The sequence below is a fragment of the Microaerobacter geothermalis genome (genome assembly GCF_021608135.1).
GTDB lineage: Bacteria > Bacillota > Bacilli > DSM-22679 > DSM-22679 > Microaerobacter > Microaerobacter geothermalis.
The window spans coordinates 51,155-64,523 of sequence record NZ_JAKIHL010000005.1 but is presented as its reverse complement, the minus strand read 5'-3'; the positions used below and the strand labels follow the sequence as shown (position 1 = coordinate 64,523).

Annotated in this window: 15 protein-coding genes; all 15 read right to left on the bottom strand. The window is 38.7% G+C overall.

Annotated elements, in window-relative coordinates; genetic code table 11:
* Window positions 1-1,227: 1,227 nt before the first annotated feature.
* Window positions 1,228-1,974, bottom strand: coding sequence for an ABC transporter ATP-binding protein (locus L1765_RS04535; RefSeq protein ID WP_236405464.1), 747 nt, complete (start codon window positions 1,972-1,974; stop codon window positions 1,228-1,230).
* Between the two features lie 10 nt (window positions 1,975-1,984).
* Window positions 1,985-2,782, bottom strand: a complete 798-nt coding sequence (locus L1765_RS04530) for an ABC transporter permease (protein WP_236405463.1) — start codon at window positions 2,780-2,782, stop codon at window positions 1,985-1,987.
* A gap of 55 nt (window positions 2,783-2,837) precedes the next feature.
* A complete protein-coding gene (gene cysQ / locus L1765_RS04525) occupies window positions 2,838-3,653 on the bottom strand; it encodes a 3'(2'),5'-bisphosphate nucleotidase CysQ (protein WP_236405462.1) in 816 nt (271 codons plus the stop codon).
* A gap of 46 nt (window positions 3,654-3,699) precedes the next feature.
* The gene (cysC, locus tag L1765_RS04520; RefSeq protein ID WP_236405461.1) at window positions 3,700-4,317 is read right to left on the bottom strand and encodes an adenylyl-sulfate kinase; all 618 of its coding nucleotides are present in this window, start codon (window positions 4,315-4,317) and stop codon (window positions 3,700-3,702) included.
* A gap of 36 nt (window positions 4,318-4,353) precedes the next feature.
* Window positions 4,354-6,123, bottom strand: a complete 1,770-nt coding sequence (locus L1765_RS04515; RefSeq protein WP_236405460.1) for an SLC13 family permease — start codon at window positions 6,121-6,123, stop codon at window positions 4,354-4,356.
* Between the two features lie 28 nt (window positions 6,124-6,151).
* Window positions 6,152-7,336 (bottom strand): sulfate adenylyltransferase, encoded by a 1,185-nt coding sequence (gene sat / locus L1765_RS04510; protein WP_236405459.1) that lies wholly within the window; start codon window positions 7,334-7,336, stop codon window positions 6,152-6,154.
* Between the two features lie 135 nt (window positions 7,337-7,471).
* Window positions 7,472-7,900: a 3-hydroxyacyl-ACP dehydratase FabZ gene (gene fabZ / locus L1765_RS04505; protein WP_236405458.1), complete on the bottom strand. Its 429-nt coding sequence runs from the start codon at window positions 7,898-7,900 to the stop codon at window positions 7,472-7,474.
* Window positions 7,901-8,128: 228 nt separating this feature from the next.
* A complete protein-coding gene (locus tag L1765_RS04500; protein ID WP_236405457.1) occupies window positions 8,129-8,581 on the bottom strand; it encodes a PIN domain-containing protein in 453 nt (150 codons plus the stop codon).
* On the bottom strand, window positions 8,581-8,874 hold the full coding sequence (locus tag L1765_RS04495; protein ID WP_236405456.1) for an AbrB/MazE/SpoVT family DNA-binding domain-containing protein: 294 nt from the start codon (window positions 8,872-8,874) through the stop codon (window positions 8,581-8,583). Before L1765_RS04495 ends, L1765_RS04500 begins: the two co-directional genes overlap by 1 nt.
* 35 nt (window positions 8,875-8,909) lie before the next feature.
* Window positions 8,910-9,086 (bottom strand): V-type ATPase subunit a family protein, encoded by a 177-nt coding sequence (locus L1765_RS04490; RefSeq protein ID WP_236405455.1) that lies wholly within the window; start codon window positions 9,084-9,086, stop codon window positions 8,910-8,912.
* A 402-nt stretch (window positions 9,087-9,488) separates the two neighbouring features.
* Complete coding sequence (locus tag L1765_RS04485) at window positions 9,489-9,770, bottom strand: DNA-directed RNA polymerase subunit beta (protein ID WP_236405454.1); 282 nt, start codon at window positions 9,768-9,770, stop codon at window positions 9,489-9,491.
* 6 nt (window positions 9,771-9,776) lie between these two features.
* The gene (locus L1765_RS04480) at window positions 9,777-10,652 is read right to left on the bottom strand and encodes a flagellar hook-basal body protein (RefSeq protein WP_236405453.1); all 876 of its coding nucleotides are present in this window, start codon (window positions 10,650-10,652) and stop codon (window positions 9,777-9,779) included.
* Window positions 10,653-10,743: 91 nt separating this feature from the next.
* Window positions 10,744-11,598: a flagellar hook-basal body protein gene (locus L1765_RS04475; RefSeq protein WP_236405452.1), complete on the bottom strand. Its 855-nt coding sequence runs from the start codon at window positions 11,596-11,598 to the stop codon at window positions 10,744-10,746.
* A 308-nt stretch (window positions 11,599-11,906) separates the two neighbouring features.
* Window positions 11,907-12,914 (bottom strand): rod shape-determining protein, encoded by a 1,008-nt coding sequence (gene mreB / locus L1765_RS04470; RefSeq protein ID WP_236405451.1) that lies wholly within the window; start codon window positions 12,912-12,914, stop codon window positions 11,907-11,909.
* A gap of 118 nt (window positions 12,915-13,032) precedes the next feature.
* A complete protein-coding gene (gene spoIIID / locus L1765_RS04465; protein ID WP_236405450.1) occupies window positions 13,033-13,329 on the bottom strand; it encodes a sporulation transcriptional regulator SpoIIID in 297 nt (98 codons plus the stop codon).
* Window positions 13,330-13,369: the final 40 nt, after the last annotated feature.

Genomic DNA, 13,369 nt, shown 5'->3' with positions numbered 1-13,369 from the left:
AATTGTATTTTTTTCCATTTGATTTAATAACCACCGTATTAACACAAATAACACATTCGTCATCACAGGGATCAAATCTTAAACCATCAATTTCCTTTGGCTCTTCGAAATCAAAAGTAATAGCCTCATCTGTAATATTCACGTATTTCCCAATACTATTTTCTTGGGTATATTCATCATCAATTTTAAAAAAAAGTTCAGCATAAACTTCCTTCGGTTTTCTAAATTCTAATATATCTTCTAATGTATCTTCAGCTTGAAGTAACTTAGTTCTTATTTCTTTTAACTCAATATTCTCTAAATAATTGCTTGTAGTTTCTACTGAAATATTATAACTATCATCATAAATATTGGTTATGTAAGTATCATTATTATTATATTTGTGTACGAGACTAGGATCTAATATCTCATTAAAGACATTATCAAAATCTTCCTTATTTATGCCCTTAAAAATCTTAGATAACTTGTGATATAAATACTCAGAATCAGAAACTAGACGAGGATATTGAAGCAGTGTCACAGGAATATTATATGTGGAAAGAAAATGAAAAAACTCATAAAATTTTTCTAAGAAAAACTCTTCTTGTTTTTGTGGGTCCTTTACTCCTTCTAAGCCACCTGGCACCATTCTCGGATCTTTAATTTCAGGTGCATTTTTAACATTTACACGTCGACTTTCAGAAGCGGCATGAATATCTCTGATGGGTATAATGACATGGTCAATTACGACTGAATTATTTTTAAGCAACTTAGGTAATTCCCACATTAGTTTCGGGTTTTTTATTATGTATGGTAAATTACCTCCTAACCCGTGATGTTCCAATCCTCCCATAGAATTATTATATATTGAATATGACCTTTTGTACCATTTTTGTGGTAAATAATCAGTTGTAAATCCTGTATCAAATCCTAAACGAGTTAGCAATTTTACAAGAAAAGTAGTACCACTTCGACCCGTTCCAGTAATAATCACGTGATGTTTTCTATTACTGCCCATATTTATCTATTCCTCCTTACTACTCATTCAAGATCTTTTATAAAATAATAATAATCAATATGCTATAAAACAAAACTGAGAAAACAATCTCATCTATATCGAAATCATTGGCGTAAAATTCCGAGCGTGTTTGACAAATATGATGGCCCTATACCTAATTTCCAAATATTTCTCTATATTTTACTTGGATTAAGTTCAAAGCTATTACCCAATTTTTTAATACAGTTTATTTACTGATTAAGAGCCATAAATTTTTGATACTCACTACAAATAGATTTCGTCTCCCCAATTTCTTTAATTTCACCTTTATGAAGCCATATCACTTTATCGGTAAGTTGTTTGATCTGGTTAAGGCTATGTGAAACAATAATGACTGTTTTCCCACTATTTATCATTTCCATCATTTTGTCTGAACTTTTTTTTCTAAATTGTTCGTCTCCTACCCCTAAAATTTCATCTACTATTAAAATATCTGGATCAACCTGAGTAGCAATTGAAAAGCCAAGTCTGGCTCTCATACCTGATGAATAGTTTTTCAGTGGGGTATAAATGAAATCTCCAAGACCTGAAAACTCTACGATTTCATTGTACTTACTATACATATATTCCTTTGTTTTCCCAAGAATAGCGCCGTTAAGATAAATATTCTCTGCCCCGGAAAGTTCCGGATCGAATCCTGCACCCAATTCTAAAAGAGGAGCAATACTACCATTTACAGAAACTTTTCCTTCAGAAGGTTTCAAAACACCAGAAATAATCTTTAATAAAGTACTCTTTCCTGCTCCATTATGTCCTATGATTCCAACACGCTCGCCACGATATATTTTAAAACTTATAGATTTTAATGCATGGAATTCAGAATAGCGAACATTTTTCTTTATAACTCTTAGGAAATACTCTTTTAAGCTATCTACTTTCTCATTGGATACCCTAAATTTCATCGTGACATTGTCAACATGTATATCTACTTTCTCCATGTAAACCTTCCTATATATATAGAATGAATTTATCTTGATTTTTTTCAAATACTAAGATGCCGACGATCATACTAATAACAGCTATAGCAGAAGAAATTAATAGATTATTTAGTTCTAATGGTAACCCGTAATACACGACATTTCTAAATCCACTAATAAAATAATAAACTGGGTTTAATGTCAATATAAATTGGTATTTCTCAGGTATGATCTCTTCTGGATAAAAAATAGCAGAGGCATACATTAATGCAGTGATTAAAACTCCATATAAATATTCTAAGTCTCTAAAAAATACGGTGATTGTGGCAAGGATAAGGCTCACGCCGCAGCTAAAAAGGAATAATAGTATAAGGTATATGGGCGCATAAATGACATTCATCGTAATGTCTGCTCTTGTTACCACCATAATCAAAACTAAATCAATAAGTGAAATTGCAAAAAAGATAAAATTAGATATGATATTCGATAATGTAAAAATATATTTAGGTATATACACTTTCTTTATTAAATTAGCTGAAAGAATTACTGATTTCATTGCGGTAGTCGTACTAGAAGAGAAAAATCCAAACAATAATAATCCACTTAATAAATATACCGGAAAATTTTCAATGGTCCTTCCGAACAACGTAGAGAAAACAATGGTAATAACAATCATATTAAGGAGTGGATTTAATAAGCTCCATAGTATTCCTAAATAGGAGCCTTTATATTTTTTCTTTACGTCTTTTTTTACAAGTATTGTAAGTAAATATGAGTACTTTTTAAATGTCTTTAAATATATTGTATATTTTTTCATTATAGCTTCCATAACTTCCCCTTCTCATCTTCTTCCATCGATTCCTGTAACATTCAAGAGTAGAAGATCAATTAGAGCTCTGAATCGTAGACAGATTTGGGGCCTGAACATCTGAATTCTTCGAAACCAAGAACCCACCATTCTTTAAGCTTTCTTTATTATAAGACAATCGCTTTCCTTCTAGTGTAACGACACATCCCCCTGCCGCTTCCACGATGGCCTGCCCAGCTGCCGTATCCCATTCCATGGTAGGACCTAATCTTGGATAAAGATCAGCTAATCCCTCAGCGACTGCACAAAACTTCAATGAACTTCCTCGCTTCACTCTCTCTATGTTACCATATTTCTTCTTGATCTCTTTCATCCATTCTTCCAATTCCTTTGAAGGATGAGAGCGACTTTCTACTATAGTAAATGAATCACTTTCAACTTGTTTTACTTTTAATTTTTCTACATCTCCATTTTGATTAATTTTAAGTGCGCCATCTTGCTGAGTACCGTAATACAAGATATCAAACTCAGGCACATAAATAACCCCTAACACAGGATATCCATTTTCTATAAGAGCAATATTAACAGTAAACTCTCCATTTCTGTTAATAAATTCCTTTGTTCCATCTAAGGGATCCACGAGCCAAAACCGTTTCCAATTTATTCTCTCTTTGTATAGGATATCTTTACCTTCTTCGGATAAAATTGGGATATCAGGGTACAAAGCACTTAACTCTTTACTAATGACTTGGTGAGATGCTTGATCAGCAGCCGTTAAAGGTGAATCATCTTCTTTCTTTTGAACAGAAAAATCCGTATGATAGATTTTTAATATTTCTTGACCAGCCTCTTTCGCGATTTCAATCACTTTTTGGATATCTATATTCAACATGATCATTTACTCCCGTTTTTGTTTTTCATTTTATTAATGACCTGCTTTATTTATCCAACATTTTCAGATCATACAAGCCTTTTAAATACTCCATCACCTGTGCCACTGATTCTTCTAACGATTGTTTATCCGTCTCAATAATGATTTCAGGATTTATAGGTTCTTCATATGGAGCTGAAATCCCTGTGAATTCCTTGATTTCACCTTTTCTGGCCTTTTCATATAACCCTTTGGGATCGCGTCGTTCACATTCATCAATTGAGCATTTCACATAAACTTCAATAAACTCATCATTATTCAGCAATCTTCGTACCATCTCTCGATCATTTCTATACGGGGAAATGAATGCCGTTAGTACAAATAAACCGGCATCAACAAATAATTTAGAGACTTCACCGATGCGACGAATATTTTCTTGGCGATCTTCTGGACTAAAACCAAGGTTACGATTTAATCCATGACGAATATTATCGCCATCCAAAACATAAGAACGAATGTTATGTTTATAGAGTTCTCTATCTACTGCATTGGCTAATGTTGATTTCCCAGATCCAGATAAACCTGTAAACCAGATCACTCCACTTCTGTGTCCGTTCAAGCGATGTCGGTCTTCTTTTTTTACGCTTGAATCATGCCATACTAGATTATCTGATTTCGTAAGCATTTGTATCATCCACCCTCCACATGATTTCCTTTCCATTTACCAAACTAGATTAACGATAGAAACTGTAACAACCATATATATTAAACTTAAGGGTACCCCTACTTTCACATAATCCTTATATTGATACCCACCAGGTCCATATACGATGAGATTCGTCTGATATCCGATTGGTGTAACAAAACTAGCAGAGGCTGCAATTGCTAACGTAATAATAAAAGGCATTGGATCGGCCCCTGCTTCATTTGCCAGTGCTGTTGCAATGGGAAACATCATGACTGCAGCTGCACTATTCGTAATGATTTCAGTGAAGATGTTTGTTAATAAATAAATCACAATAAGCATTCCGATCATGCTAAAATTATCTACGATTGTAATCATATTTGATGCAATCCATTTTGCAGCCCCTGTTTTTTCTAAAGCGATTCCGATTCCAAACGAACTGGCAATCAGCAACAATACATGAAATTGAATGTACTTCTTCATTTCTTCTGGGGTGATACATTTTGATAGGACGAGTATTGCAACGGCCACGATAGCTGCTTCTACCAATGATAATATATTAAAACTCGCTAGCAAAATCATGGCTACCAAAGAGGTTATTGCGATTTTTGATTTCTTAGAATCAATCATGTTCGGTTTTTCTATTTGAGAAACTAAATAGAAGTCATTGGATTGATTCCATCTCTTTTTAAAGTCTTTTCCAACTAAAAGCAGCAACACATCTCCTGGTTTTAACACAATGTCACCAATTTTACTTTGAATTCTTTCATGGTTTCTATGCACTGCAACCACTGCAGCATCATATTTACTTCGAAAGTTATTCTGTTTAATCGATTTATGTAAAAGGGTTGAATGATGTGAGACAACCGCTTCTACTAACTGGGCATGTCCATTTTTTAATTGATCTATATTTAATTCCGAACCTGTTTCTATTCTAAGTCCTTTCATATTTTGTAATTCGACAATGGTAGATACAATCCCTGTAAAAATCAGTCTGTCTCCTGATTGAATTTCTTCATAAAACGGGACTGGTGTTATTCGTTCATGATTACGAATTATTTCAATCAAGTAAAGTCCTGTCAAATTCCGCAACCCTGCTTCTTCAATTGTTTTTCCAATCACTACTGAATCAGGTTCTACGACCACCTCAGCAAGATACTCACGACTGCTTTCCTTAAGGGCTTCTTCTATGGTACCTTTCTCAGGAAGCAGCTTATAGCCAATCGTCATCATATAGATAATACCTAAAAGTGCCGCTGGAACACCCACAATCGCCAGTTCAAACATCGCCAACCCCTTCATGCCATTTTCTAACATTAAACCATGAACAACAAGATTGGTCGATGTTCCTATTAAGGTGATAAGCCCACCAAAAATAGCCGCATATGAAAGAGGCAATAAAAACTTTGAAGGGGAAATTTGGTGTTCACTGCACCATTTTCTTATATATGACATTAACATGACCACAATGGGTGTATTATTCATGAAAGCAGACATTCCTGTAACAGGAACCATCATTCGTAACAGAACCAATCTGGGACGAGTTCCATTTCCAAGTATTTTTTGTACGATCTGATTTAAAAGTCCACTTTGTTGCACAACACCTGCAACAATAAATAATAATGCAATGGTTACCATACCTTCGTTAGAGAACCCCCGCAACGCTTCAGCTGGGGTAATAATACCCAACAGCAAGAGTACCGTGACAGAAAACGATACGATAATCTCTGGCCTTGCCACCTCTTTTACAAGTAAAGCTGTCATGACCGTGATAACCGTTAAGACAATACCGATTTGTATTGACATAGATAACTCCTTAAGTTCCAGAACTTGTTCAGTTATGTTCTCTCATCCCACGGATTAAAACCTCTGCTACTTCAGGACGAGTAAATTCGGCAGGTGGTACTTCTCCATTTCTCAGCATCTCGCGAACCTTTGTCCCACTTAAATGCAAATGATCTTCTTTAGAATGAGGACATGTTTTTTGGGTTCCCATGCTCCCACATTTTTTACAGAAAAAGCTATGTTCAAATTTCAATATTTGTATTCCAATTTCTTCGGGCTTAAATTGATCAAAGATTTCCTGGGCTTCATACGTGCCATAATAATCTCCAACTCCTGCATGATCCCGACCTACAATAAAATGGGTACATCCGTAATTTTTACGTACTAACGCATGAAAGATGGCTTCCCTTGGGCCAGCATAACGCATGGCCGCAGGGTAAATGACTAACCTTGCACGATCTTGGGGATAATAATTCTTTAATATGACCTGATAACTCTCCATACGGATATCTGCTGGGATATCATCTGATTTCGTTTCTCCTACGAGTGGATTTAACAACAATCCATCCACGATCTCAAGGGCACACTTTTGAATATATTCATGGGCACGATGGACCGGATTACGGGTCTGAAAACCAACAACCGTCTTCCATCCGAGATCGGCAAACATCTTACGAGTCTCTGCGGGATCTTTGTAATAATCGTTAAATTGACCATGATCAGGACGGTTTAACAAAGTAATAGGCCCCGCCAGATAAACCTCACCTTTTTCATAGATTTTTTTTACTCCAGGATGAGCTTCATCCGTTGTCCCATATACCTTTTTTGCTTCAAGCACTTTATCATAAGTATACTTCTCTTCTAGATGAAGCAGTCCATAAATAACACCATCTTCACCCTTAAGAGCAATATCTTGTCCAATTTCAAACGAGTCTGCTTCTTCGCGTGATACTGGCAATGTAATAGGAATACTCCAAACCAATCCATTAGCCAAACGAATTTCATTCATCACATGGTTATAATCTTCTTTGCCCATAAAACCGGTCAAAGGACTAAATCCGCCAATGGCAATCAGTTCTAAGTCTGACAAGCTCCAAGCTGTTAAAGTAAGAGAAGCCAAATTCTGAGCCTTAGCCAATAACTCGTCCCTTTCTTTTCCTTTCACTTCTCTATTCACCAAAAAGCCGCCATGTGGCTCAATAGTCGAATATCTTTCTATTAAATTTGTTGTCATTCTCTTACCTCCAATATCAAGATGAAGTCATCGAAGTATGTAATATTTAATAATTATTTTTACAGGCAAGGAGTTATCGCCTATATATCACTTGAATCACTGATTATTTTTTGTGTATTTCAATATGAACTTCTCCTACTTATTTCCTAAAGCAAACATCAATTCCCCTTCAGCTACAACCTTATCTCCCACTTTAGCTGTAGCTTGTCCTTTACCGATAGGCCCCTTTAAACGAGTAATTTCCACTTCCAAAATCAAAGTGTCCCCCGGCTTTACCTGTTCTTTAAAGCGGAATTTGTCGATTCCGGCAAAGAAGGCAAGGCGACCTCTGTTTTCTTCTTTATGTAAGATGGCAACTGCTCCCACTTGCGCCAACGCTTCTACTATCAGTACTCCGGGCATGACCGGATACTCTGGAAAATGTCCCTGAAAAAAAGGTTCGTTCATGGTGACATTTTTTAGTCCCACGGCTCTCTTACCTTCTTCTAGTTCGGTAATTTTATCCACCAGTAAAAAAGGATAGCGGTGGGGGATGATTTCTTGTATTTGGCGAATATCCAACATATCTCTGCAAGAACCTCCAATAACAAACAGTTTCTTACATTTTACCACATTAACGCTAAGTATGAAGACAAATTTTTTGTAAATAGCATCAAATGTTCAAGTCCCATTTTAATATAGATTACCCATTCATCCAATCCTTTGATTTCTAATAAAAAAAAGCCGGACTGTTGGCATAAACCAACAGCCCCAAATTAGACATCATTGTGATTTATTATGTCAAAGGTTTATTCATTCCCCAAACACAATTTCTTTTGGTGAATAAACCTCAACATCTAATTTTTTAAAGTGTTTTTTATTCCACGTGATCACTTTCCTAACATCACTTACTTTCGAGTAGACGGCTAAGTACGCATCGATAAAATCAACATTGAGTTCACTATAGTATTTCAAAGATTGAATTAAAATCTCTTTTTCCTCCGCCTTAATTCCCTTAGCTTGAATTAATACTAGCAATCGTTCAGCAATCTCTATTTTAGAGTAGCCGTATCGTTTAGATTGCAGTACCCACGAACACTCCGCTACAATCATAGGTGAAAGATGCAGCACCACTTCACCTTTGGTAGCTTTTTCAAATAAGCTGTAAGCAATAGGAGACTGGTTTTGATCATCGTTTGCCAGGAATCTAATGATTATATTTGCATCCAAGAAAAAATGCTCCATATGATCTTCAACCCTTTTCATTACTCTTCCACCATTTCATCCCTAGCTTGCTGTCTAATTTCCTCCCAAGTTTTGTTTTCCCTTTCTCCTCTTGGTGGCATAGATCCGAATAAGGATAATAATGAGTCAGGTTTTATAACCTTTACCACAACCTCACCTGCCTCATTTAATACGAATTGAATTTGATCACCTATATCCGCGTGTATATATTCCCTTATCTTAACCGGGATTGTTATTTGACCTTTCTTGGAGATCGTCGATACAGCAGATATATCAGGAACCGACATTGGTTGTAGATGCTCCGTATTTTTCATAAAGTCACCGCCTTTACTTTTTATTTTATCTTTACTTATCGATAGAGTAAAGATAAAATTTTGGCAGCAGGTTGACCTTCCTTAATTCTCATAAGTGTTCCTTTTACTTCGGACATGTTTGATTCAAGCTTCGTTAATCTCTCATTTGTCTCAGACATGTTTGCTTCAAGTTTCGTTAATCTTTCGTTTAACTCATCGATAATCTGACTCAATTTTAGTTAATCTGATGTTGATTGGACTTAATTCTTCCTTTAACATTTGACGGAAAGTGTCCAGTAATTCTTGATTCATTGATTGACCCCCCATTTCACTAAAGCTCTGCAGATTTCTCTAATGAACAGATTCCTTTGCATATCTTCCCGTTTCTTTGCCAAACTATAAATGTCCCTTTCTCACTCGAGTGGTTAGGGTTCACATAAAGGAGCATCCCATCTTTCATGACGGGATGCTCTTTTTAGATGATGGATAGATTTGAAAAAAAGACAGCTTATCTTCGGTGTATTGCTAAGACTCCCGCTTCAATAAGCGGGAGTCAATCACTACATCCTCGAAATAAGTGCGACTAAAATTCAGGTGGAGTTAAGAACTCCATCTGAATTAAGTCTTCTTTATCGTTAGCTGCCCTTTGCAAAGACGAGATCGATCATATGCTTCCAGGTGGAAGGGTTAAACACTTCTCCTGCCGGTTGGTTGCCAATGACGTTATATCCTACAATCAATCCGGCGAATAATGAAATGACCAATAGAACGGATATGAGGACGGATAGCCCCACCTTTGCCGTTGAGCTGCCCCTTCGTTTCTTTCTTTTTGCTTTGGTTTTGGCTTTTGTATCGGCTTGTGTGGCATGAACGGATGCGGCAGTTCTTGCCTTATGCCTGTCGGTATATTGGTTCATGAAGATTTACCCCCGTAAGTTGTTTACCATGGTCATCATTTGATCCGCAGTAATGACGGCCCGGCTGTTTAGTTGGAAAGCCCGCTGGGCCGAAATCAGTTCTGTCATTTCTTTGGTGAGATCCACATTGGAGGATTCCAACGCCCCTTGTACTAATCCATAGGATTCATTGGGTTGTAAATTGGCAAAATCAACGGCCTGAACAAAGTCCCCCCATGCTCCATTGGGATCAATCTGATCCACGGGAATGGTATATTGATTGTCTCCCGCTTCAATTAATTGTTGTGGAGTGATGGTTTGCAAACGGTATAAGCCGATCTGCCCCACCTGCTCCCATTGATCGGAATCTGGTCTTTTTATGGTAACGGTGCCCTGTTTGTCAATATTAACTTCCGATTGGAAAGGAATTTCAATGGGATAGCCGAAGTTATCTGTTACGAAATCCCCCCGGCTGGTAACGAGAAAATGATTGCCGTTATCATTGGGGACCAGTTTAAAGGAACCGTCTCTGGTCAAGCGGAATTCCCTTACTTCGTTCCCCTGATCATCAAGGCGTACCCTTTCCACCTGGAAAAAGGCATTGCCTTCAATATACAGATCAAAGGGGTTGTTGGTGTCTATCCTCTGGCCTTGGGACAGGTCTATTCTCGTCTCTGCCAGACCCATGCCCTGACCAACGCGGATTCCAAGGGGAGTTTTCCGTCCCACTTCCTGTTGCTCATCGGGCTGGTTGTTCATCTGTCTGGCCAATAGCTCAGAAAAGGAAGCTTCTCGCCTCTTAAATCCCATGGTATTTACATTGGCGATGTTATTGGAAATGGTGTCAATCTTCTTTTGTAAGGCATCCATACCGGATGTCGCAATGATTAAGGAAGTGTTCATGCAACTCACTCGCTTTTAACCATATTTTAATTATACCACTATGTATACGGATGGAAAAAGATTTATAAAGTACAGTTTTTGAGTTCTATATCTATACCCTGCCAATTTCATTTACCGCTTTTTCCAGGCTTCGGTCATAGGCCTGAATCACCTTCTGGTTGGCTTCGAAAGCCCGGACGGTTTCAATCATCTCTGCCATGCTCTTGGTGGCATCTACATTGGAGCCTTCAATAAAGCCCTGTTTAATCTGAACCGGCAGTTGTCCCTGGGCTAATGGTTGCAGGGCCTGCTGCCCTTCCCAACGATATAGGCCATTTCCTTCTTTCACCAAAGAGTAAGGGTTATTGACCATCACCAAATTCAGCATGACGGGTACCTGCGGATTATCCCCATCCGGATTGATTGTGACCAAACCATCATCCCCTACCTTGAAGGGCTGGTCCCCAATGAGAATGGGCTGGTTCAATTCATCCAATACCAGATTCCCTTCCGATGTTACCAGCTGCCCCGCTCCATCTATGGTAAAGCGCCCGTTGCGGGTATAGCGGATATTACCTTCCCTGTCTTGAACCGCAAAAAACACCTTTGGCTTCACTCCGGTATCGGGATCAACAGGGAGTGCGTCATCATAAATGGCGAAATCCAATTCGTTGCCGGTATTCAACAAATCCCCCTGCGTAAACTGGGGAATCGTTTCCTGCAGATACACCCCGGTGTTCATCCTTCCCAATAATGCAGCTTGCCCAACCGTCAAAGTTCGGTTGGATAAAGGAACCGTTTGGTTATCCCGGATGCGTTGGATCAGCATTTCAGGAAAGGACCTCATCACGGAGTTATCCGCTTTAAACCCCGGTGTATTTACATTGGCAATATTGTTTGTCAATACTTCCTGCCTGCGCTGCAGAGCGATCATCCCGGAAGCAGCCGTATATAATCCACGAATCATTTATTATCACCACATCACTGTATTCTTTAGGTAGTTAAAGATTTGCTAAGTACATCTTTTGAGTTCGTTCTAAGTGAGATTACCGAATAGCGAAAACAAGACCTCAACTGTCTCCATCGTTGAATTATCCCTGATGTTTTGAGGGCTTCGCTATTTGGCAATCGAACGTACAGTGAAAACTTTTCTTTTCGAACTCAACTCGATGTACGTGTAAATCTTAACTACTTATATTTATCCTATCGGCAATTCAACCAAAAATCTTAAGTCCAATCAAAAACCCACAAATGATCATTGTGGGTCAACTAACCTTACGCTTTTTTTCTCTTCTGCTTGGGGGCCCGATCCAGATGTTCAAGCATCAATCCCGTTCCCCTGGCTACACAACTCATGGGATCATCAGAAATAAATACCGGAACCTTCAACTCCTGCATCAATAGCTGATCCAAGCCATGGAGGAGAGCGCCACCCCCAGTAAGGATCACGCCTTTGTCAATGATATCGGCAGACAGTTCGGGTGGCGTCCGTTCCAATACCCCTCTGGCAGCCAGTATTACAGATGAAATCGCTTCTTCCAGGGCTTCCATCACCTCGGAGGATTTTACGGTGATGGTTTGGGGGAGTCCGCTCACCATATCCCTTCCCCGAATATCCATCTCTTCATTTCTCCCCCCCGGGAAAACGGTTCCAATACTGGTCTTGATATCCTCTGCCGTTCTTTCTCCAATGAGGAGTTTATATTTTCGCTTTATGTATTGAATAATGGCTCCATCAAACTTGTCCCCGGCCACCTTAATAGAAGAGGCGGTGACGATATCTCCCATGGATAAAACTGCGATATCCGTCGTTCCACCGCCAATATCAATCACCATGTTTCCGCTCGGCTGATAGATGTCCATTCCGGCTCCGATGGCTGCAACCTTTGGTTCTTCTTCTAAAAAGACCTGTTTCGCTCCACTTCGTTCTGCTGCTTCCCTTATGGCCTTCTGTTCCACTGAGGTAATATTGGTTGGAGTGCAAATAAGAATGCGTGGTCTGCCAAATAACGTTTTCACCCCAATTTTGGCGATGAAATGCTTCAACATGGTTTCGGTAATTTCAAAGTCTGCGATCACGCCATCCCTTAAAGGGCGGATGGCGATAATATTGCCTGGCGTCCTCCCCAGCATTCTCCGCGCTTCCTCTCCTACTGCCAGCACCTTGTTGGTATTGGTGTCTATGGCCACTACTGAAGGTTCATTTAAAACAACGCCCCTGTCTTTTACATAAATGAGTACGTTTGCTGTCCCGAGGTCGATTCCGATATCCTTGCTAAACATCCATGCTCCTCCCTGCTTCGTTATAGATTTCCGAACATTTCTGCCCTTTTTCTCTATTCTATACGAATCAAGGATATCCTTTTCATGGTTCAATAAATTTTGGACATCATTTCAACATTTATGCATCTGCCCGGTTTTCTGCCAATTCCCCTTGCCCATTGGTCTTTATGGAGTTGCGGTACTTTTTCTTGGTGGCTTCTCCTCCCCTTAAGTGGCGAATGGATTTGTGGTATTCAAGGATTTCTTTCACCTGGTTGGCCAATTCCGGATTGATTTCGGGCAGTCGTTCTGTCAAATCTTTGTGTACGGTGCTTTTGGATACACCAAATTCTTTTGCAATGGTACGGACGGTATTTCGGGTTTCCACGATGTACCGGCCTATTTTCATTGTCCGTTCTTTGATGTAATCGTGCACTCCCCTCGCCTCCCTATTAAAGAAATAGTCTGGTACATTA